The organism is Burkholderia sp. BCC0322 (genome assembly GCF_902833045.1).
Lineage (GTDB): Bacteria > Pseudomonadota > Gammaproteobacteria > Burkholderiales > Burkholderiaceae > Burkholderia.
Genome location: NZ_CADFDU010000001.1, coordinates 1140131 through 1160242 on the forward strand (window position 1 = coordinate 1140131; position 20112 = coordinate 1160242).

Here is a 20112-nt window from a genome sequence, read left to right on the forward strand (position 1 = left end):
CGCAGGGCGTCGCGTACAATGGCGGCCAGCGGAGATGGCATGCCTCCCTGCGGTCGTACCCGGCGCGTTGCGCACGGTGCGGCCCTCAACCGCCGGTCAGCCCGGCTGATGATGCCTGCGTGTTCCTGGGTCGTCAGGAGGTCGCAGGCCGTCCATGCGGTATTCTGCCGCCCAGGTTTTGATGTTCCGTCGAATCTGGAAATCATGTTTTTCTCGACTTCTGCCGATCTTCTCGCGACCGTGCGCTACGTGTGCCGCTGGCTCGCGCTCTCGGCCCTGCTTGGCACGCTGGCCGGCACGGCTTCCGCCCTGTTCCTGATCGCGCTCGACTGGGCGACCGGCACGCGCGTGGCGCACCCGTGGCTGCTGTGGGGGCTGCCGGCCGCCGGTTTTGCGACCGGCTGGATCTACCATCGCTTCGGCCAGTCCGTCGCGCGCGGCAACAACCTGCTGATCGACGAGATTCACGACCCGAAGGCGCTCGTGCCGAAGCGGATGGCGCCGCTCGTGCTCGTCGCGACCGTCGTCACGCACCTGTTCGGCGGCTCGGCCGGCCGCGAGGGCACCGCCGTGCAGATGGGCGGCGCGCTCGCCGATCGCGTCACGCACGTGTTTCGTCTCGATCGCGAACATCGCCGCGTGCTGCTGATGGGGGGCATCGCGGCCGGTTTCGCATCCGTGTTCGGCACGCCGCTCGCGGGCGCCGTGTTCGGGCTCGAGGTGCTCGCGATCGGACGCGTGCGGTACGACGCGCTGCTGACCTGCGTCGCATCGGCGATCGTCGCGGACGCCGTATGTCGCGCGTGGGGCGTGCATCACACGGCGTATGCGATTCCGTTCGTGCCGGCCGTGTCGGCGACGGGGCTGGCCGTGACGGTCGTCGCGGGCATGGCGTTCGGCGTGGTCGGGCGGCTGTTCGCGTTTGCGACGCATGCGCTGACCGCGTGGTTCAGGCGCGTCGTCCGCTATGCGCCGCTGCAGCCGGTGCTCGGCGGCCTGCTGGTCGCCGTGGCCGCCACCGAGTGGAACGTGCCGCAATATCTCGGCCTCGGCATCCCGACGATCGAGGCCGCGTTTCATGGCCCGCTGCCGCTCTACGATTTCGCAGGCAAGTTCGCGTTCACCGTCGTCACCCTCGCGTCGGGGTTCAAGGGCGGCGAAGTGACGCCGCTGTTCTACATCGGCGCGACGCTCGGCAACGCACTCGGCCAGGTGCTGGCGCTGCCGGTGCCCGTGCTGGCGGGGCTCGGCTTCGTCGCGGTGTTCGCCGGCGCGGCCAATACGCCGATCGCGTCGACGATCATGGCGATCGAACTGTTCGGCGCGGATATCGGCGTGTATGCGATCGTCGCGTGTGTCGTCGCGTATCTGTTCTCGGGGCACGCGGGGATTTATCGCGCGCAGCGCGTGGCGGTGGGGAAGGGCGCGCAGGCGGAAGCGGAGTGAGGCGGGCGCGAAAGCCGGATTCGTCGCGGCGCCTCCGGGAACGCGATGCATGCGATGTCGAAGGGGGGCGTGTTGTTGCTGGTACATCTGATCGGGCCGGGCGGTGCCGGCAAGACCACGGCCGGGGCGATTGTCGCGGCACGCCTGAACTGGCGGTTCGTCGATCTGGATCAATGTTTCCTGGCCGCGCACGGGAACATCGCCGATTTCATCCGGCGCCGCGGTTATGCCGAGTATGCGTCGCACAACGTCCGGCTGTACGAGCGCCTCAAGCACGACATGTCGGCGCCCACGATCTGCGCGGTTTCGTCCGGTTTCATGCTGTATCCGGCCGATGTCGCGCCGGCGTATCCGGCACTTCGCCGCGGCATCGAGGAGGACGGATTCACCGCGCTCCTGTTGCCGTCGTTCGATCTCGAACGCTGCGCGAAACTGGTCGTGGGCCGGCAAATGTCCCGGCCGTATCTGCATGCGAATGAGGCCGACGAGATGCGCAAGATCCGCGCTCGGTTCCCCGCGTTCATGCGCCTGAACTGCAAACGGTTTGCGAGCGACGGACCGCCCGAACACGTGGCGGCCGACATCGAACGCTTCATCGTGGCGTCGATGCCATCGAGTGAACGCGGTCCGTATCCGGCGGCGGGCGATCGTCCGACGCATCCATGCGGTACCCAAGGCAATGGAAGCCGGGAGAACATTCAATGACGCTGGAAGACTTTCTGATCGAAGCGCGGCGCCTTGCCAGGCCATGCCATCAATACCGCTTCGCGGAAGACGGCGAACCCGTCACCGGCTACTGGCATGGCGTCGACGCAGGCGCGTTGTGCCTTTCCGTCGAGCGCGACGGCACATGGCTGAACGTGTATCTCGACGAGGACGGGATATCAGGCCGCGTGGAAACCGCCGTGCAGCCTGTCCAGTCCGAACACCCGCTGTACCGATCCGAAGCAACGTCGCTTCCGCCGATCGACGCTGTGTTCCGCTTCGGTTCCGCCGCGATCGAAGCATATCTCGACGCACACGGCTGGCAACGGGGCTGGGGATTCAACAGCAACTTCAAGGGCGTCGCGGCGCACGACTACGCGCGCGCGTGGATGGCGCAATGCCCGCTCTACACGGATGGGGTGGTCGCCGTCGCGGGCGGGTGGAACATGCCCTGGCCCGACGACGACGAGCCGATCGACCTTGATCTCGTCCTCTGGACGTTCGAGGAGGCGGAGCCGTGGGTCGAGGTGTTTTTTGACGGCAGCCGGTACGCGGTGATCCAGCGGATCACCTAGCGCGCCGGTATCCGTTACTGCTTCGGCAGCCGCGCGACATGCCGCGCCAGCAGTTCCTCGATGTCGATGCCTTTTTCCGCCAGCAATGCGGTGACGACGCCGTTCAGTTCGCCGAGCGTTTCCTTGACCGATTCCCGGATCGTGTCGACGACCACCTGCGTGCTGCGCTCGATCTCGATGTTGACCGTGTCGTTGACGCCCTTCGCATCGAAAGTCGTCGCGCGTCGCGTTTCGGGAATCAGCCAGACATCGAACCAGCCCTCGTCGCGGTTGACGTCGGACACCGTCAGGCTGCAGCCGTTGATCGCGATATAGCCCTTCGCGAACACATACCGCTTGAATGCGTCCGGCACGCCGATGCGCACCATCCGGTTATGCTCGGACGACGCGATGTGCCGGATCGTCCCCGTGAAGTCGACATGGCCCGACAGCGGATGCCCGCCGATCTCCGCGCCGTCCTTCGCGGCCCGCTCGACGTTGACGCGACCGCCCGTCGCGAGATCGGCCAGCGTGGTGATCCGCAGGCTCGGCAGCATCACGTCGAAGTCGATCAGCGCCGGCGAATGGATGGTCGTCACCGTCAGGCAGACACCGTCGACCGAGACGCTGGCGCCGATCTCGATGTCGTCGGTAAACCGCTCCGGGAATTCGATGCTGAAGGTTCTCAGTTCCCCGTGATCGGCGATGGCCCTGATGGTGGCAACGCCTTGGACAATTCCTGTAAACATGGTCGATCCCTAGTCGCACATTTCCTGGTCGACATGATAAGGGATCCCGGAAGCGGCGGCCTTGCGGCGCGTGGCGTCGGGGTGGCCGGCCCGATTCGCGGGCGTAAAAAAAAGGCCGTGCACCTGGCACGGCCTCGATCCGGATCCGATTGTCGACGTGCGCCGGCGGTGATGACCGCACCGCCGGCGCACGTTGCGACACGCTGGCGTTACACTTCGGCCGGCTCGCCGAGCGGCCCGGCGTCGTCGTCCGCCGTGCGTCGCGGCGAATCGGCGAGCCCCTTCGCGAGTTCCAGCGCCTGCCGCTCGAACAGCCGGCGGTAGATGCCCCCGTCGATACGGATCAGCGCGTCGTGGCTGCCTTCCTCGATCACCTTGCCGCGATCGAGCACCAGCAGCCGGTCGAGCGCACGCACGGTCGACAGCCGGTGCGCGACCACGAGCGTCGTGCGGCCGACCATCAGCCGCTCCATCGCCTGCTGGATCAGCAGCTCGCTTTCGCTATCGAGGCTCGACGTGGCTTCGTCGAGGATCAGGATCGGCGCATCGGCGAGGAACGCGCGTGCGATCGCGACCCGCTGGCGTTCACCGCCCGACAGCTTGATCCCGCGTTCGCCAACGAGCGTGTCATAGCCGTCCGGCAGCGTGGCGATGAAGTCGTGCGCGCTGGCCAGCCGCGCGGCGCGCTCGATGTCGGCCCGGCTCGCGTCGGGGCGCGCGTACGCGATGTTCTCAGCGAGCGTGCGGTGGAACAGTACGGGCTCCTGCTGGACGATCGCGATCTGGCTGCGCAGCGAATCCTGCCGCACCCGCGCGATGTCCTGGCCGTCGATCGTGATGCGGCCGCCCGACACGTCGTACAGGCGCTGGATCAGCTTGATGAACGACGTCTTGCCCGACCCCGAATGGCCGACGAGGCCGACGCGCTCGCCCGGCGCGATCCGCATCGAGAAATCGTCGTACAGCGGCACCGGATGGTTGTCGTAGCGGAACGTCACGTGCTCGAAGCGGATCTCGCCTTGCCCGATCCGGATCGCCGGCGCACCGGGACGATCGTCGATGCCGAGCGGCTGGCGTTCGAGCGCGACGAGCTCTTCCATGTCGTTCACCGAGCGTTGCAGGTTGCGGATGTGCATGCCGACGTCGCGCAGGTAGCCCTGCAGCATGAAGAACATCGTCAGCGCGAACGCGATGTCGCCGACGCTCGCCTCGTCGTTCACCCACAGCCGCAGCGCGACGCCGATCATCGCGGCCTGCATCGCAACGAGCATCGCGCCCTGCAACCCGCCGTTGAACGTGCCGCGCACCCACGTGCGGCGCGTGCGTTGCCGCCACTTGGCGATCACGCGCGCGAGCCGCGCTTCCTCGCGCGTTTCCGCGCCGAACGCCTTGACGACCGCATTGCAGCTCACGGCGTCGGCGAGCGCGCCGCCCATGCGCGTATCCCACAGGTTGCCGAGCCGCGCGGCCGGCGCGACGATGCCGAGCGACACCGCCACCGTCACCGTGATGTACAGCAGCGAACCCGCGCCGACGACGAGCCCCATCACGGGCCAGTGCGTGCCGAGCAGCACGGTGGCGCCGACGAGCATCGTGACCGACGGAAGCAGCGCGATCAGCACGGTGTCGTTCAGCAGGTCGAGCGCCCAGATCCCGCGCGTGATCTTGCGCACGGTCGAGCCCGCGAAGCTGTTCGCGTGCCAGTCGGTCGAGAAGCGCTGCACGCGATGGAACGACGCGGCCGCGATCTCGCTCATCATCTTCAGGGTGAGCGTGATGATGTTCAGGTAGACGCCTTGCCGCAGCACCGTCGCGCCGAGACCGAGCGCGGCGAGCGTGCCGAACGCGACGAGCGCCGCATGCCAGGCGGCGGCGCGGTCGGTCAGGCCGGTCGACAGCGCGTCGACGAGGCGACCGGCGAACAGCGGCGTGAGCACGTCGGCGAGCGCGGCGAGCAGCGCAAGGCTCGCGACCGTGGCGGTGCGGGCCGGCTGCTTGCGCCAGTAACGGAAGGTGAAGCCGAAGACGGCCTGGAATGCCTGGCCGCCCAGATGGGAGGTTTTTCTGGTCATTGATCGTTGCCCGGCGCATCGCGCGACGGGACTTTCCGGTTCGGAGAACATCGAAAACGCAACAGCCGGGCCGCGCGGAAACCGTGCGGCGAAACGAAACGGGCTGTCGGGAAACGGCGCGGCTGACGGGTTAGCGGAAAACTCGGGAGCCGGCGCGGACGGCGGGCTGGATCAGCTGCGCCGTGGGACCACGTTCGGGAAGGTTGCTGGCATTCGGAACATCTGCACCTCCCCTGAAGTGAACGGTTGAAAGGACGCCGAAAAGACGTGAAAAGATTCTATCAGCAGTGCCGGGGGCGCCGCAACGTCTGATGAATGCCGCGTTGCAGCGTCGATACGGTTAGTATTCGGGTTTTGGGCCCTTCTTTTGCGGGCCTTTCCCAGTGCGGCAGCGCAAGGGCGCGGCACGCGCATCGATTACACTTCGGCGTCTGCGGCGCAAGACGCCGCGGCCCTCGCAGATTCACCACGATACATTCCTGAGGACACGATGAGCGACGTTCAGCAAGGCATCCTGACCCCGATCGATACGGCGGCCCGATACCTCACTTTCACGATTTCGAATGACGGCAATGTGGCGGCGGCGCTGGCCGCGCTGCGCGAGATCGTCGACGGACGCGACACGGTGGTCGGGTTCGGGCATGCGCTGGCGGCGCATCTCGGGCACCCGGTGCCGGGTCTGACCGAATTCCCGGCGTTCGCGGTGAAGGACCGCACGCTGCCGGCGACGCCGGCCGACGTGTGGGTCTGGCTGCGCGGCGACGACCGCGGCGAGATCGTGCTGCGTACGCGGGCGATCGAACGCGAGCTGGCGCCGGCGTTTGCGCTGCAGGATGCGGTCGACGGTTTCCGCTATTCGAACGATCGCGACCTGTCCGGCTACGAGGACGGCACCGAGAACCCGGAAGGCGACGACGCGGTGGCCGCGGCGATCGTGACCGGGCAGGGCGCGGGGCTCGACGGTGCGAGCTTCGTCGCGGTCCAGCAATGGCTGCACGACTTCGACCAGATGGAGCGCATTCCGTCGGGCGACATGGACAACATCATCGGGCGTCGCCGCTCGGACAACGAAGAACTCGACGATGCACCCGAGTTCGCGCACGTGAAGCGTACCGCGCAGGAAAGCTTCGAGCCCGAGGCGTTCATGCTGCGCCGTTCGTCGCCGTGGTCGGACGCGCGTCGCGCGGGCCTCTACTTCGTGGCGTTCGGCTGCTCGTTCCGCGCATTCGACGTGCAGATGCGCCGGATGTGCGGCGCGGATGACGGGATCGTCGACGGCCTGTTCCGCTTCACGCGGCCGCTGACGGGCGCGTATTTCTGGTGCCCGCCGATGAAGGGCGGCAAGCTCGACCTGTCCGCGCTCGGCCTGTAAGCGCCTGACGGTAGCGACGCAACGGGGGGCCGCGCATCGTGCGCGGCCCCCCGTTTCTTTTGGCGCGGCGATCGTGCGCCGCGTGCGTCGTGTGTCAGTTCAACGTCGTGTCGATCCGTGTGCCACGCTTGATGAACTGCGTGACCGGCGTTTTCTCGCAGATTTCGGCGAGGCGCTGGCGTTGCGCGTCATCGAGCGGACCGTCGAGCGTCACGACGCGGCGCACGTACTGCGTGCCGTCGCGATCGGCATGAAGCTCGGTGCGCACGGCGATGCGGGTGGCCGGCCACGTCTTGCGCTGCATATACATGCGCAGCGTCGCGGCCGTGCATTGCGCGAGGCCGGCCAGCACGAATTCGTACGGCGCCGGCCCGCGATCCTGGCCGCCTTCGCGTGGTGCCTCGTCGCCGGTCAATGCGTGCGTGCCGGCCTGCAGCTGGACGACGTAGTCGGGCGCATCGGCGTCGAGGACGGCGGCGGCATGGATGAGCGACATGGCAAGTCTCCGGTCAGCGGGAAGAGGGAAGCGGGCGCCGCGTGGCGGCGCGCAGCCGCAAGCATACCGTCCCGATCGTGACGGCGTGCGCCGCGCGGCTATGCGTCGGTGACGCCGGCGCTGCTGCGCACGAGCGCGGCGATACGTTCGCGCACCCACTGGTGCGCCCGATCGGCGTCGCGAGACTCGTGCCAGTACGCGAGGAGCGGGAACGGCTTGAGCCGCAACGGCAGCGGCCGCACGACGATCGGCAGCATCGCGGCCATCCGCAACGCATAGGTGTGCGGCAGCGTGACCAGCAGGTTGCCGGTCGCGGCGATCTGGCATGCGGCGAAATAGTGCTGGCAGGTGAGCCGGATATCGCGGAAACGGCCGTCGTTGCCGAGCAGCACGTCGAGCGATTGCGGCTCGCCGAGCGACGACACCGCGACATGCTGCGCCGCGAAATAGTCGCCGCGCCGCAGCGGGTCGCGCGCGAGCGGATGATCGCCGCGCAGCGCGACGACGAGCGAATCGTCGAGCAGGTGTTCGGTGGCGATGCGCGGGCCGGTCGGCACGCGGCGATCGACGGCGAGATCGAGATTGCCCGATGCGAGTTCGCGCTCGATGTCGGCCACCGCGATGCGGCGGCTCACGAGCCGCAGGCCCGGCGCTTCGTCGGCGAACGCGGCGACGATCCGCGGCAGCGCGATCGATTCGAGCACGTCGCGAATGCCTACCGCGATGCTCAGGTCGAGCGTCGCGGGATCGAATGCCGACGGCGCGCGCGCGGTGCCTTGCAGGCCCTTCAGGTGCAACTGCACGTCCGCGATGATCGAACGCGTGCGCTCGGTCGCCACGACCCGGTTGCCCTGCCGCACGAACAGCGGATCGTCGAAATGTGCGCGCAGCCGGTTGAGCGCATGCGTGACGGCCGGCTGCGTGAGGTGCAGCGCGCGGGCGGCCGCGCCGATGCCGCCATGCACGTAGACGGCGTCGAGCACGCGAAACAGGTTCAGGTCGAGACGGTGATCGGCGGGCACGGGGCGCGGGCGGCGTAGTGAATGGTGGGCCGATTCTAAAGGATGCGCAGGCAGCGGATACGCGGGCTGTCCTGCGTGACAATCGACGGCATTGGATGCGAGTCGATATCGTTTGAGCCGATATTGGGTTGTGTATTTATCCGTATACCTGACGCAATAAGTCGCAATGAAATGCGCGAATTGCGACGCACGCAATCGCAATAATGGGCGATATCGGCCCGGGCAATTCCGCTCAGGCCCGCCAACAAGCCCTTGCAGCCTGTAGTAATCCGCCATCATGCTGTCCGCGTCGGCCATTTCGTGCCAAAGGCGCGACCCGTTCGGCTAAGATGCCGTCGCTTCATATTTCGGGATAGCCGTCCTGTCGCACGCATTTAAACCAAATATAAGCCTGACAGTTCGACGGTATTAGAAGAAGTCGAACAAGTCGGGGGCTTGGCCAGTGAATGCAGCAGATCAGAGATGGGTCGTTATCTATTTGAGTACGGGATTTTCGTTGGCCCAGGCCGCGCGTCTTGGCGAGGCTTTCAACCTGGCGAATCGCCTGCACGCACACAGTGCTGACTACCAGCTGAAGTACGTATCCGAAAGCGGGGGGCTGTTGCAGTCGTCCTCCGGCGTTAGCATCGCGGCCGATCCGCTCGGTGACGAGCACGGCCGCCGCGCACTCGCGTTCTTTCATCTTCACGGTGACCGCGCGGCCGTCAACTGGGACGACGCGTTGCAGCGTCGCCTCGCCGACATTCGCCGTCATGCGCGCTGGATCGTCGACGGGATGGATCTGCCCACGCTCGCGGCCATGCGGCGTCCGTCGGCGGCGATCGAAGGGCGGCCTGGTCGGGCCGGGCGACGGGGCGCCACGACGGTCGAGGCGCAGGCCGGCGAAACCGACGTGTTTGCCGCCGTGCTCGACATGTTTCGCGCCGACCTTGGCGACGGCGCCGCACAGGAGATCGCCAGCAACCTGCTGCGGCCGGTCGAGCAACGCTATCCGCAGTCGATGTGGGCCTTTCGCGAGCTGAGCGCGAGCCCGTCGATCCGGATGTCGGCGCAGCGGCTGCGCGCGCAGAGCGTGAATCGCATCTCGATCGCGAACGCCGCCCAGGCTGCCGCGATGAGCGAGCGCAACTTCCTGCGGCGCTTCAAGAAGGAAATCGGCGTGACGCCGACCGAGTTCGTCCAGCACGTGCGGCTCGAGCGCGCCTGCCACATGCTGGTCCACACGACGCTGCCGGCCGATAAAGTCGCGCGCCGTACCGGGTTCGGCAGCGGCGAGCGGCTCGCGAAGCTGTTTCGCCAGCGCATGCTGATGTCGCCGACCGAATTTCGCGTCGCCGAGCGCGAAAGGATCCTCACCCGTGGCGCGGCGCCGGCGGATGCGGACGGGGGGCGCTGCGACGGCGCCGGGGGGCGTTGCGCCGCGTGCGAGGCCGCGCGCGAGAAAACCGGGCGGATACCCGTAGAATCGTCCTGTCGCGATTTCGATACCCGGTTTCCATGTCCTTCCTCCCCACTACCGCCACCGCCCCTTTCTGCCCGTCGGAAGTAAAGGGCAGCATCACGATCGATGCCGCCGCGCCGCGCTGGCAGAAGCTCAAGCGCTTCTTCGGCCCCGGCCTGCTGGTTGCGATCGGGTACATGGATCCCGGTAACTGGGCGACCGACATCCAGGCCGGCTCGCAGTTCGGCTATTCGCTGCTGTGGGTGGTCGCGTTCTCGAGCCTCGCGGCGATCTTCCTGCAGATGCTCGCGGCGCGGCTCGGCCTCGTCGCCGGCAGGGATCTCGCGCAGGCCAGCTACGACCGCTACGGCCGGTTCGGCCGCATCGTGCAGTGGGTGACCGCCGAAGTGTCGATCATCGCGTGCGACATCGCGGAAGTCCTCGGCTGCGCGCTTGCGTTCAAGCTGCTGCTCGGCGTGCCGCTCGCATGGGGGATCGTGCTGACCGCGCTCGACACGGTGATCGTGCTCGGCTTGCAGGGCAAGGGGTTCCGGCAGATCGAGGCGATCGTGCTCGCGCTGATCGCGACGATGGCGTTCTGCTTCGTCGCGCAGGTCGCGATCACGCCGCCCGACTGGCACGCAGTGGCCGGCGGGCTGGTGCCGGGCGATCCGGGCCACGACCGCAAGGACGCGATCGTGCTCGCGCTGGGCATCGTCGGCGCGACGATCATGCCGCACAACCTGTACCTGCATTCGTCGGTCGTGCAGACGCGGCGCGTGGTCGGCGGCGCGCGCGGGATGATCCGCGACACGCTCGCGCTGGTGCGTATCGATACCTGCGTGTCGCTGTTCGTCGCGATGCTCGTCAACGCGGCGATCCTGGTCGTCGCGGGCGCGGCATTCCATGCGACGGGTCAGCACAACGTGACCGACATCGAACAGGCCTACAAACTGATTACGCCGATCGCGGGCGGTGCTGCCGCGCTGCTGTTCGGCATTGCGCTGCTCGCGTCGGGGCAGAGCTCGACGCTGACCGGCACGATCGCCGGCCAGGTGATCATGGACGGCTTCCTGCATACGAAGATCCCGTGCTACCAGCGCCGGCTGATCACGCGCGGGCTCGCCCTCGTGCCGGCGCTGATCGGCGTGCTGTGGCTCGGCGACGGCTCGGTCGGGCAGTTGCTGGTGTGGAGCCAGGTACTGCTGAGCCTGCAGCTCCCGTTCGCGATGTGGCCGCTGATCCGCTCGGTCAGCGATCGCAACACGATGGGCGAGCACGCGATCGGGCGCGGGATGCAAATTGCCGCGTGGGCGCTGTTCGCCGTCATCACCGGCACGAACCTGTTGCTGATTACCGGTGTCGCGGGCTGATACAGCCTGTCACAGGCTGACACAGTCGCGCGGCGCGCATACGGTAAACTGCGGCCTTTCGATCGTCGTCCGAAGTCCGTTATGTGGAGTGAAATCAGCAACATCGGCGATGCCGCGCTGACCTTGCCGATCGCACTGACGTGCGCGGCGTGGTTCGCGCTGACCGACTGGCGCCTCGCCGTTCGCTGGGGCGTGCTGCTCGCCGCCGGCATGGGCCTCGTCGGCGCCACCAAGATCCTCTATGCCGGGTGCGGCATCGAGCTGCCGCAATTCGATTTCCGCGTGATCAGCGGCCATACGATGTTGTCGACGTCCGTGTGGACCGTCGCGCTGTCGATGCTGTGGCAGGCGTTCCGGCCGGGCAAGGCGCCCGGCATCGCGGCCGGGCTCGCCGTGGGCGCGGTCACGGCCGTCGCGCGCGTGTTCGATCATTCGCACACCGTTCCGGAAGTGATCGTCGGCTGGATGCTCGGCGCGGCGGTCGCGCTGGTGTTCCTGCGCGGCTACGACGGCGCGCGGCAGCGTGCATTCTCGCCGCGCGTCGCGGCCGTCTGCCTGCTGCTCGTGTCCGGCATCGCGTACGGGCACCGTGCGCCGTTCCAGCAGATGATCGATACCCACTCGCCGCAACTCTGCGCGTTCGTGCGCACGCCGTCGGGCGACGGATTCTGACGGCAGCCGGTCGCGGCGCGCCGGCGCCGCTTTCTTGCCGCCGGCATTCGCCCGGCGGTTGCACGATTCCACACCATTCATCTTCCCGATTGCGTTCGCGTCTGCGCGGAACGCGGCGCTCCGCCATGCCCTGAATCAACGTACCGGCCGGTCGACATGACGGGCGAGTGCCGCCGGCCCGCGCAGGCGCGCCGGTACACGAAGGTCATGAACAGCACCTATGACCGGGCATAACGATTATTCATTTCATCGATTGGTGGCATTCGCGTACGCTGGCTGTCGTTCAACCGGGGCAGGCTGCCCGGCCCGTCCAACGCGCCGATATACTCGCGTAATCCGTGCGGCGCCTCGTGATGCCGAGGCGCGGTCAGCCGGCCCGGGTCGGCCGGAGCAGGCACGGCAAACCCGTCGCGGCAGCGTTCCGCGACGTCGATTCACGACAGGAGCAGGTCACATGACAGCCGTTTCTTCGCGCCTTGCCGGCAAGTGCGCATATATCACGGGCGCCGCGGGCGGCCTCGGCCGTGCGATCGCGCGCCGGATGGTCGAGCAGGGCGCGCGCGTGTTCGTGACCGACATCGCCGACGCGGCGGTGCTCGACGCGTTCGCGCAGGAACTCAACGCGGGCCACGCGACGCCGGTCGCGTTCGCCGCGACGCAGGACGTGCGCGACGAAGCGCGCTGGCAGGCGCTGCTCGCACAGGCGGTCGATGCGATGGGCGGGCTGTCGGTGCTCGTCAACAACGCGGGGGTCGGTTCGATCGGCTCACCCGCGCAGATCGAGCTGGACGAATGGCGGCGCGTGATGGCGATCAACGTCGAGAGCATCGTGCTCGGCTGCAAGCATGCGCTGTCGTACCTGGCCGAAAGCCATCCCGCATCGATCATCAACATCTCGTCGGTGGCCGCGTTCAAGGTCGAGCCGGATTTCACCGCGTACAACGCGTCGAAGGCGGCGGTCGCATCGCTGACGAAGTCGGTCGCGATCGACTGCGCACGCCGCGAGATCGACGTGCGCTGCAACTCGATTCACCCGGCGTTCATTCGCACGGGGATCGTCGAGCCGCTGTTCCAGTCGCTCGGCGAACGCGACGCGACGCGCAAGCTCGCGCGCGGCATTCCGCTGCGCCGGCTCGGCGAGCCGGACGACGTCGCGCATGCGGCCGTGTATCTCGCGTCCGACGAGAGCCGCTTCGTGACGGCCGCCGAACTTGTCATCGACGGCGGCATGTGCGCTGTCTGATGCGTACACCGAACGACAACGACCGGAGGAGAACATCGTGTCCACACCCGTGAACCGCCAACTGCTGCTGAAGACGCGCCCGGAAGGGCGGGTCGGCCGCGAACACTTTTCGCTCGTCGCGACGCCGGTGCCGGCGCTCGCGGAGGGCGAGGTACTCGTGCGCGTGCTGTATCTGTCGATGGACCCGACCAACCGCGTATGGATGAGCGACGTGCCGCAGTACCTGCCGCCCGTCGCGATCGGCGAGGTGATGCGCGCGCTCGGCATCGGGCGCGTGGTGGCGTCGCGCCATGCGGGGTTCGCGGAAGGCGATCTCGTGCAGGGGCTCGTCGGCTGGCAGGACTACGCGGTCGTGCCGGCCGACCAGGCCGCGCAGTTCGTGAAGCTGCCTGCGGAGACGGGCCTGCCGTTGCCGACGCTGCTCGGCGCGTGCGGGATGAGCGGGCTGACCGCGTACTACGGGCTGACGGACATCGCGCCGGTGCAGCCGGGCGAGACGCTCGTGGTATCGGCGGCGGCCGGCTCGGTCGGCTCGATCGCCGGGCAGATCGGCAAGATCCACGGCGCGCGCGTGGTCGGCATCGCGGGCGGCGCGGACAAGTGCCGCTATCTGACCGAGACGCTCGGCTTCGACGCGGCCGTCGACTACAAGGCCGACGATTTCCGTCAGCAGCTGAAAGCGGCGACGCCGGACGGCGTGCACGTGAACTTCGAAAATGTAGGCGGCGAGGTGATGCGCGCGGTGCTGTCGCGGATGGTGATCGGCGGGCGCGTCGCGCTGTGCGGCGTGATCTCGAATTACAACAGCGGGCGCGCGGCGGACGACGTCGGCGTGTTGATCTCGAAGCGGCTGACGATGCGCGGCTTCCTGATCCTCGACTATCGCAAGAGCCGCGAGGCCGTGCAGACGCTCGCGGGCTGGCTGCGCGACGGCCGGCTCAAGGCCGAGGAGACTGTGGCGGACGGTCTCGAGAATGCGCCCGACGTGCTGAATCGCCTGTTCGACGGCGACCATCGCGGCAAGCTCGTGCTGCGCGTCGATCCCGGCGCGTGACCGGCCCGCCGCGCAGCGTGCGATGCCGTTCGTACGCTGCCGCGAGCGGGTGTCGAACGCGGTGCGTTCGAACAACCGGGCCTTAGTTTAGGACTTGTCCCATATATTGTCCGGACGTCTCTCCCTAAAGTGATTGCCAGCAGACAGGCGGCGTGACCGACATGTCACGCCGCCTTTTTTCTGGTCAAGCTAGGGGAGAAGAAACATGCGAAACGACGCGAAGCGGGCGGCATCGGCGGCGATGCGCAATCGAACGGTGCGATGCGCCGTAGCAGTGCGAAGGATGGCGATCGGGCTTGGCGTGGCATGCGCGATGTCGAATGCCGTGGCGGCCGGGCACGCGGCGTCGGGCGGCGACGTGCGCTTCACGGGCGCGCTCGTCGATCTCTACGACGTGACGCTCGACGCGCGGTCGGGCGTGGTGGTCGAAGGACACCAGGTGGCGAACGGCGGGGCGGCGGCCACGCTGCGGTTCGATGCGCATGGCCGGCGTTTGCCGGGTGCCCATGTGGCGTTGGTTGGGCCAGACGGTGCGCCGTTCGCACCGGATATCGCTTCGCGTGTGCGTGCAACGTGGCGCGATGCGCACGACGATCGAAGCGTGCCGCTGGTGTCGGGCCGCACGTATCGCGTGGGTCCGTATGGCGGCCTGATGATGCTGACGGCAGATGAAGAAACGGGCGCCGTGGCGCCCGTCGTGATTCGCATTCGTCATCCGTGACGGCGCGTGCATGCAGGTGCGTGGCACGCGGCCGCGCGACGCATCATTCGCCGTGTTCGGCCCGTGCGTAGATGTCCCAGCTCGCCATGAACAGCGCGGCGACGAGCGGCCCGATCACGAAGCCGGTGATGCCGAACAGCGCCATCCCGCCGAGCGTCGAGATCAGCACGACCCAGTCGGGCATCTTCGTGTCCTTGCCGACGAGGATCGGGCGCAGCAGGTTGTCGACGAGGCCGATCACGCCCACGCAGAACGCGACGAGGATCGCGCATTTCCAGAGCGCGCCGATCATCAGGAAGTAGAGCGCGGCGGGCACCCAGACGAGGCTCGCGCCGATCGCGGGCAGCAGCGACAGGAACGCCATCAGCGCGCCCCACAGCACCACGCCTTCGATCCCGAGGATCCAGAAGATCAGGCCGCCGAGCGCGCCCTGCACGAGCGCGACCGCGATGTTGCCCTTCACCGTCGCGCGCACGACCGTCGTGAATTTCGCCAGCAGCAGGTTCTTGTGCTCTTCGTCGAGCGGCAGCGCGCGGCGCACGCGGCGGCCGATCTCGCCGCCGTCGCGCAACAGGAAGAACACCATGTACAGCATCACGCCGAAGCTCACGACGAACTGGAACGTGTTCTGGCCGATGCTGAGTGCCTGCGTTGCCGCAAGCTGGCTGATCTGCGCAGCGCCATCGGTCAGCTTCTTCTGGATGCCCGGGAGGTTGCCCAACCCGTATTTCTGCAGCAGGTGCTGGATCGACGACGGCAGCGCGTGGATGATGTCCTGGAAGTATTGCGAATAGTTCGGCTGCGCGGTCTTGATTTCCTGGTACACGTACGCGATTTCCTGCACGAGCGTCGCGGCGACGAACACGAGCGGCAGGATCACGATCAGCACGATCAGCGACAGCGTCACGAGTGCGGCCAGGTTGCGCCGCTTGCCGAAGCGTGCGGCGAGCCAGCGCTGCACGGGCTGGAACAGGATCGCGAGAATGGTGCCCCAGAACACGGCTCCGGAAAACGGCGCGAGGATCCAGCAGAGTCCGACGGTGACCGCGGCCAGCAGGAAATAGAAGAATTTTTGGTGGTCGTGTCCGCTTTCCATGGATGACATTCGCGCAGATTGATGCGTGGTTTGATTGAATCTCGTTGCCCCGCGCACGATCGGTTCGCGATCGTCACGGGTTCGCGGCGAAATGCGCCGCGGGGCGGCCCGAAGCGGAGTATGCCCGCAAAGGTGCCGCCATCATAGCCGCTGCGGGCGGCACATGCGAAAACGCCGCGGCCGGGGCCGCGGCGCTGCCGGGAAGCAAACGCGGCGCGACGCCGCGTGTCGCATCGTCAGATATTGAGCTTCGTGACCTTGGTGCCGTTCACCGACAGGTCGCCCATCAGGCCCGCGTTGGTCAGGATCAGCACCTCGACCGGGGCGGTGGCCGTGGTCGTATCGACCGCGCCGTTCGCGCCGACCTTCACGACCGCGACCGATGCGTCGGCGCCTGCGGCCCAGCCTTCGGACTTGCGGAACGAGTCGAGCGCATCCTGCGTCATGAACAGGAACACGATCGCCTTCGACTGCGCGCCGGCCTGCAGGCCGACCGACAGCGACGACGTGTTGTAGTAGCCGACCGTGCTGCCGCCGACGCGCAGCGCGCCGTTGCCGGACTGGCCGCCGACGATGAAGCCGGCCTGCAGCACGTTCGGGAACACGAGCACGCCGCGCGATTTCGCGACGAGTTCACGCGAACCCGGCACCGTCGAATAGAGACGCGACAGCGTCGCGTTGACGCTGGCGTCGATCGACTGGCGCTTCGACGCGCTGGCCGCGGCGCCTTCCGGTTTGTCCGGGGTGGTCGTGCAGCCGGCGAGCGCGAGGCCGCCGAGCAGGACGGCGGCGGCGGCTTTCATGGCAAAGGTTTTCTGCATGGCGTTTCTCCTTCGTTGTCTGATTGAGGACGGTCGGGGCGGGCAGCGGGGCGGCCGGCTCCGATCAACGGCGGGCAAGGAGCAGGCCCGCAACGAACGCGAGGCCGGCGACGACGCCGGCGGTTTGCCACGGGTTGTCCTGTACGACCTGCGACACGCGTTCGGCCGATTCGCGCAGCCGGGCGGCCGCGCTGCCCGACGCGTGATCGAGCGCGCCGCGCGCTTCATCGAGCCTGGATTGCACGCGCTTGCGCAGCGCGGCGATATCGCCGTCGCCATCGTTTTTCAGCAGATCTTCCAGTTCGTCGACCAGCCCGCGCAGATCGTCGGTGACGTCGGCATGCAGGTCGCGGGCGGCCGAGCGCGTCGTGCGTCCCACGCGCCGGCCCGTGCGACGAATGTCGGACAGGCCGCGGTCCAGCTTGTGTTCGATCGAGTCGGTGAGCGCCATGGTGTTGATCCTCCTTCGATTCAAGTTAAATTTGAAGATAAGATGAATCCCAGCAACTGGTGTGATTCACTTGGCCCGATTTTGTTTCGAGACAAATTTTCAATTCGGCGGCAGGATTGCCGCGAAGCCCCGCCGCACGGGGCAGCGCGGCGATTGAAAAAAATTCGCTTTCCGGATGAAGCGGCGTACCAGGTTGCGGTACGCGGTGAAGGTTCGGTAAATATCGCGTCGCCGGGGCCATCAGGTAAATAGTGCCGTTGCAGGCTTTGTGCTGATGCAAATGCACTAGTCGCCGCGTGGTTGACGAGCACGGTTCGTGCCCGGGGCGGAGAACGTGCCGCCGTCGCCAAGCGCGACGTCGATCACGACGGGATCGTGATCCGATGACCGGTACGCGTCGGGTGCGTAATAAGTCGACCGTTGCGCGGACGTTTTGTAATCGGGCACGGGTTGCAGGGCAACCGGTTCGTCGGCGTTGATGTGCCAGACGTGCACCGCCTTCACGCGCGCGGCGAGCACCGGCGTTGCGAGCGCGTGGTCGAGGCTGCCCGCTTCGCCGCGAAATACGTAGCTGTACGCAGCATCGCCGACGAAGCGGGCCACCAGGTTCGCGTAGCCGCGCGATTCGAGCGCGCGCACCGGATCTTCCTTCGCGTAGCTGTTCAGGTCGCCGATCAGGAGCACGCCATCGGCCGTGGTGCCGGTCGGCGACGTGGCGAGCCAATCGGCGACGCGCGCGGCGGCTCGCGTGCGCGCTGCATTCCAGCAGCCCTGGCCGTCCGACTGGTCGCGATCGATGCCGGTCGCGTCCGGGCAGTTCTTCGATTTCAGGTGATTGACCGCGACCGTGAAGGCGCGCGTGCCGCCGATGCGCCGGAATGTCTGCGCGAGCGGCGGGCGGTGCCGGCCGCCGAGTGCGACGGTCGCGGCGCGCCCGGCCGGCTCGACCGTGCGGCTGTCGTACAGCAGAGCGACCGCGATCGCGTCGCGGCCGAGCCGCGCGGTGCCGGGATCGACGGCGCGCCAGCCGTCGCCGAGTTGCGCGGCGAGACGCCGCACGGCGCTCGCGTCGCCGTAGCCGTTGTTCGCGATTTCCATCAGCCCGATCACGTCGGCACGCAGCGCGCGCAATGCCGCGACGATCTTCGTCTCCTGCCGCGCGAACGCGGCGGGCGTTTTCGCACCGCGATTGGCCGCGGCATCGAATCCGCCACCGTTCCCGTCGCCGTTGAAATAGTTGAATACGTTGAACGACACGATGCGCACGTCGGCATCGGGATGCCGGGCCGGCGCATCGGTACGCGGGTTCGCGGCGGCATCGAACACCGGCGCCGCGCCGGCAACCGGTTGCAGCCGCCACGTGCCGTAACGCAGTTCGATCACGCCTTCGACGCCGCGTACCGTGTAGCCTGCGCGCAGCGTGTTGACGGCGCTCAGCGCGGGCGGCGGATAGCGCACGGTGGCGGGATCGCGGCGGTTCGAGCCGTCGTCGAGCACGATGCGGTTGCGTGCGTTCGCTGTCGCGATCGCGGCGGCCTCGGCCGGCGGTGCGACGTGGGTCGGGATGCGCAGCCGGCCGTTGCTGAGGACGACGCTGCCGTAGCGGCCGAGTTCGTGGGTATCGCTGACCGTCAGGGTTTGCGGCAGGCGCACCCGCATGCCTTCGAGCGCGCTTAGCACGGATAGCGAGGCGACCGGCAGCGTGAGCGTGGCAGGTGTGACTGTCTGCCCGCGTGCGCAGACGGTCACGCCGCCCGACAGCGTGAATTGGGTCCGGCCGTATTGCTCGTCGACCCGGCCCGTGAGATGCACGAGATCGCCGGCCTTCGCGCGTGCGTTCGGCGCATACACGAACACGCCTTCCGGGATGCCCGGCCGGTGCCGTCGCTGTGCGTCGGCCTGCTGGACGAAGAAGCCGCCGAGGCCGTCGGCACCGCCGAACGCCGACGTGACGACCGCTTCGATCGAGGTTGTTTGACCGGCCAGCGGCGACGGGCCGCCGGCGCTGCGGAGTTCGGCAATCGGCGTGGTTGCGCCGCCGCAGCCGGCGCTGACCGGCGGCGCGGCCGTGGCCGGCCGGGCAGCGAGGCCGGCGAGCGTAGCCAGGGCGATGAACGGTGCAATGGCGAGCGGGCCAAGCAGGGGTGACATGGGGCGGTCCACAGGAAGAAAATCCGACGGTTCGGGAGGACATCTTGACGGCAAAATGTCCGGAAGCGGCCGAATTGGCCGTCCGGCCAGTACCGATTGGCCGACGATGCAAGCCGCACGGCGGCTGCTACGCTTTTGCATCGGTCGGCGCATCCCGATCGCGCAGCGAACGCTGCCGCGCCCCGTTCCCACAGGAGAAGCCCATGTCTTACATGCTGTTGATTGTCGAGCCGACCGACCAGCGCGCCGAACGCACACTCGACGAAGGTCAGGCGCTGTACGCGCGGATGGTCGATTTCGCCGAGACGCTCAAGGCGCGCGGCGTGCTGCGCGGCGTCGAGTCGCTGGAGCGCGCTGAGCGCGGTACGCGCGTGCAGGTGCGCGACGGCGAGACGCGCCTGCTCGACGGCCCGTTCGCGGAGGCGAAGGAGATGGTCGGCGGCTTCTTCATCGTCGACGTCGACACGCGCGAGGAAGCGATCGAGATCGCGCGCCAGTGTCCGGCCGCGCAATGGTGCACGGTCGAGGTGCGCGCGGTCGGTCCGTGCTTTTTGTGAAGGCCGCGACTCGGTATTTACCCTGATGTGTCGCGGAATATGTCGATCCGGTTGTCTTCCGGCCGTCGTCCGGATAAGGCGCCGAAGAATGGGCGTCGCCTTTCAACGACGACAAG

The 20112-nt window shown here is 67.6% G+C and carries 20 protein-coding genes and 1 riboswitch; of the genes, 12 read left to right on the plus strand and 8 right to left on the minus strand.

The window, feature by feature from the left end:
* The first annotated feature begins 21 nt into the window (after positions 1–21).
* A riboswitch (Fluoride riboswitch) is annotated at positions 22–125 on the plus strand.
* Positions 126–204: 79 nt separating this feature from the next.
* The 3 genes from HWX39_RS05310 to HWX39_RS05320 are packed head-to-tail and all read left to right on the plus strand — an operon-like array spanning position 205 to position 2726.
* Positions 205–1446, plus strand: coding sequence for a voltage-gated chloride channel family protein (locus HWX39_RS05310; protein WP_175965874.1), 1242 nt, complete (start codon positions 205–207; stop codon positions 1444–1446).
* 45 nt (positions 1447–1491) lie between these two features.
* Positions 1492–2151 carry a shikimate kinase gene (locus tag HWX39_RS05315; RefSeq protein WP_244134916.1) on the plus strand — a complete coding sequence of 220 codons (660 nt, stop codon included), beginning with the start codon at positions 1492–1494 and terminating at the stop codon, positions 2149–2151.
* Positions 2148–2726, plus strand: coding sequence for a hypothetical protein (locus tag HWX39_RS05320; protein WP_175965875.1), 579 nt, complete (start codon positions 2148–2150; stop codon positions 2724–2726). Before HWX39_RS05315 ends, HWX39_RS05320 begins: the two co-directional genes overlap by 4 nt.
* 14 nt (positions 2727–2740) lie before the next feature.
* Here HWX39_RS05320 and HWX39_RS05325 read toward each other — a convergent pair whose 3' ends face one another.
* Together HWX39_RS05325 and HWX39_RS05330 are read right to left on the minus strand one after the other, a co-directional pair.
* Entirely contained in the window at positions 2741–3454 is a 714-nt protein-coding gene (locus HWX39_RS05325; RefSeq protein ID WP_175965876.1) for a riboflavin synthase subunit alpha, read from the minus strand.
* A gap of 209 nt (positions 3455–3663) precedes the next feature.
* Positions 3664–5526, minus strand: coding sequence for an ABC transporter ATP-binding protein (locus HWX39_RS05330; RefSeq protein WP_175965877.1), 1863 nt, complete (start codon positions 5524–5526; stop codon positions 3664–3666).
* Positions 5527–6016: 490 nt separating this feature from the next.
* Here HWX39_RS05330 and HWX39_RS05335 point away from each other — a divergent pair, with 490 nt between their 5' ends.
* On the plus strand, positions 6017–6898 hold the full coding sequence (locus HWX39_RS05335; protein WP_175965878.1) for a Dyp-type peroxidase: 882 nt from the start codon (positions 6017–6019) through the stop codon (positions 6896–6898).
* 94 nt (positions 6899–6992) lie between these two features.
* Here the strand turns inward: HWX39_RS05335 and HWX39_RS05340 are convergent, their stop codons facing one another.
* Together HWX39_RS05340 and HWX39_RS05345 are read right to left on the minus strand one after the other, a co-directional pair.
* The gene (locus HWX39_RS05340) at positions 6993–7394 is read right to left on the minus strand and encodes an OsmC family protein (protein ID WP_175965879.1); all 402 of its coding nucleotides are present in this window, start codon (positions 7392–7394) and stop codon (positions 6993–6995) included.
* A gap of 98 nt (positions 7395–7492) precedes the next feature.
* Positions 7493–8416: a LysR family transcriptional regulator gene (locus HWX39_RS05345; protein ID WP_175965880.1), complete on the minus strand. Its 924-nt coding sequence runs from the start codon at positions 8414–8416 to the stop codon at positions 7493–7495.
* 496 nt (positions 8417–8912) lie between these two features.
* Between HWX39_RS05345 and HWX39_RS05350 the strand changes: the two genes are divergently transcribed.
* The 6 genes from HWX39_RS05350 to HWX39_RS05375 all read left to right on the plus strand — a co-directional run bounded on the left by HWX39_RS05350 (position 8913) and on the right by HWX39_RS05375 (position 14920).
* Entirely contained in the window at positions 8913–9965 is a 1053-nt protein-coding gene (locus tag HWX39_RS05350; RefSeq protein WP_175965881.1) for a helix-turn-helix domain-containing protein, read from the plus strand.
* Positions 9914–11230, plus strand: a complete 1317-nt coding sequence (locus tag HWX39_RS05355; protein ID WP_175965882.1) for an Nramp family divalent metal transporter — start codon at positions 9914–9916, stop codon at positions 11228–11230. The genes HWX39_RS05350 and HWX39_RS05355 overlap by 52 nt, the downstream gene beginning before the upstream one ends.
* 81 nt (positions 11231–11311) lie before the next feature.
* Entirely contained in the window at positions 11312–11902 is a 591-nt protein-coding gene (locus HWX39_RS05360; RefSeq protein ID WP_175965883.1) for a phosphatase PAP2 family protein, read from the plus strand.
* Positions 11903–12356: 454 nt separating this feature from the next.
* On the plus strand, positions 12357–13145 hold the full coding sequence (locus HWX39_RS05365) for an SDR family oxidoreductase (protein WP_175965884.1): 789 nt from the start codon (positions 12357–12359) through the stop codon (positions 13143–13145).
* Positions 13146–13182: 37 nt separating this feature from the next.
* Positions 13183–14199: an NADP-dependent oxidoreductase gene (locus HWX39_RS05370; RefSeq protein WP_175965885.1), complete on the plus strand. Its 1017-nt coding sequence runs from the start codon at positions 13183–13185 to the stop codon at positions 14197–14199.
* Between the two features lie 205 nt (positions 14200–14404).
* The gene (locus HWX39_RS05375; RefSeq protein WP_175965886.1) at positions 14405–14920 is read left to right on the plus strand and encodes a thioesterase; all 516 of its coding nucleotides are present in this window, start codon (positions 14405–14407) and stop codon (positions 14918–14920) included.
* Positions 14921–14963: 43 nt separating this feature from the next.
* On the opposite strand, the gene HWX39_RS05380 is transcribed toward HWX39_RS05375, so the two are convergent.
* From HWX39_RS05380 to HWX39_RS05390, 3 genes are all read right to left on the minus strand, one after another.
* Positions 14964–16016 (minus strand): AI-2E family transporter, encoded by a 1053-nt coding sequence (locus HWX39_RS05380; RefSeq protein WP_175965887.1) that lies wholly within the window; start codon positions 16014–16016, stop codon positions 14964–14966.
* Between the two features lie 236 nt (positions 16017–16252).
* The gene (locus tag HWX39_RS05385) at positions 16253–16837 is read right to left on the minus strand and encodes a YSC84-related protein (RefSeq protein WP_175965888.1); all 585 of its coding nucleotides are present in this window, start codon (positions 16835–16837) and stop codon (positions 16253–16255) included.
* 64 nt (positions 16838–16901) lie between these two features.
* Positions 16902–17288, minus strand: a complete 387-nt coding sequence (locus tag HWX39_RS05390; protein ID WP_175965889.1) for a DUF883 family protein — start codon at positions 17286–17288, stop codon at positions 16902–16904.
* A gap of 42 nt (positions 17289–17330) precedes the next feature.
* Here HWX39_RS05390 and HWX39_RS05395 point away from each other — a divergent pair, with 42 nt between their 5' ends.
* Positions 17331–17540, plus strand: a complete 210-nt coding sequence (locus tag HWX39_RS05395) for a hypothetical protein (protein WP_175965890.1) — start codon at positions 17331–17333, stop codon at positions 17538–17540.
* Positions 17541–17573: 33 nt separating this feature from the next.
* On the opposite strand, the gene HWX39_RS05400 is transcribed toward HWX39_RS05395, so the two are convergent.
* Complete coding sequence (locus HWX39_RS05400) at positions 17574–19439, minus strand: ExeM/NucH family extracellular endonuclease (protein ID WP_175965891.1); 1866 nt, start codon at positions 19437–19439, stop codon at positions 17574–17576.
* Positions 19440–19642: 203 nt separating this feature from the next.
* On the opposite strand from HWX39_RS05400, the gene HWX39_RS05405 reads away from it, so the two are divergent.
* Positions 19643–19996, plus strand: coding sequence for a YciI family protein (locus HWX39_RS05405; RefSeq protein WP_175965892.1), 354 nt, complete (start codon positions 19643–19645; stop codon positions 19994–19996).
* Positions 19997–20112: the final 116 nt, after the last annotated feature.

What these genes read in the sequence shown, in the direction of transcription:
- HWX39_RS05310 (WP_175965874.1), top strand. Translation starts at nt 205, where the DNA reads ATGTTTTTCTCGACTTCTGCCGATCTTCTCGCGACCGTGCGCTACGTG.
- HWX39_RS05335 (WP_175965878.1), top strand. Translation starts at nt 6,017, where the DNA reads ATGAGCGACGTTCAGCAAGGCATCCTGACCCCGATCGATACGGCGGCC.
- HWX39_RS05400 (WP_175965891.1), bottom strand. Translation starts at nt 19,439, where the DNA reads ATGTCACCCCTGCTTGGCCCGCTCGCCATTGCACCGTTCATCGCCCTG.
- HWX39_RS05390 (WP_175965889.1), bottom strand. Translation starts at nt 17,288, where the DNA reads ATGGCGCTCACCGACTCGATCGAACACAAGCTGGACCGCGGCCTGTCC.
- HWX39_RS05380 (WP_175965887.1), bottom strand. Translation starts at nt 16,016, where the DNA reads ATGGAAAGCGGACACGACCACCAAAAATTCTTCTATTTCCTGCTGGCC.
- HWX39_RS05330 (WP_175965877.1), bottom strand. Translation starts at nt 5,526, where the DNA reads ATGACCAGAAAAACCTCCCATCTGGGCGGCCAGGCATTCCAGGCCGTC.
- HWX39_RS05340 (WP_175965879.1), bottom strand. Translation starts at nt 7,394, where the DNA reads ATGTCGCTCATCCATGCCGCCGCCGTCCTCGACGCCGATGCGCCCGAC.
- HWX39_RS05375 (WP_175965886.1), top strand. Translation starts at nt 14,405, where the DNA reads ATGCGAAACGACGCGAAGCGGGCGGCATCGGCGGCGATGCGCAATCGA.
- HWX39_RS05385 (WP_175965888.1), bottom strand. Translation starts at nt 16,837, where the DNA reads ATGCAGAAAACCTTTGCCATGAAAGCCGCCGCCGCCGTCCTGCTCGGC.
- HWX39_RS05320 (WP_175965875.1), top strand. Translation starts at nt 2,148, where the DNA reads ATGACGCTGGAAGACTTTCTGATCGAAGCGCGGCGCCTTGCCAGGCCA.
- HWX39_RS05365 (WP_175965884.1), top strand. Translation starts at nt 12,357, where the DNA reads ATGACAGCCGTTTCTTCGCGCCTTGCCGGCAAGTGCGCATATATCACG.
- HWX39_RS05325 (WP_175965876.1), bottom strand. Translation starts at nt 3,454, where the DNA reads ATGTTTACAGGAATTGTCCAAGGCGTTGCCACCATCAGGGCCATCGCC.
- HWX39_RS05360 (WP_175965883.1), top strand. Translation starts at nt 11,312, where the DNA reads ATGTGGAGTGAAATCAGCAACATCGGCGATGCCGCGCTGACCTTGCCG.
- HWX39_RS05355 (WP_175965882.1), top strand. Translation starts at nt 9,914, where the DNA reads ATGTCCTTCCTCCCCACTACCGCCACCGCCCCTTTCTGCCCGTCGGAA.
- HWX39_RS05315 (WP_244134916.1), top strand. Translation starts at nt 1,492, where the DNA reads ATGCATGCGATGTCGAAGGGGGGCGTGTTGTTGCTGGTACATCTGATC.
- HWX39_RS05395 (WP_175965890.1), top strand. Translation starts at nt 17,331, where the DNA reads ATGAATCCCAGCAACTGGTGTGATTCACTTGGCCCGATTTTGTTTCGA.
- HWX39_RS05405 (WP_175965892.1), top strand. Translation starts at nt 19,643, where the DNA reads ATGTCTTACATGCTGTTGATTGTCGAGCCGACCGACCAGCGCGCCGAA.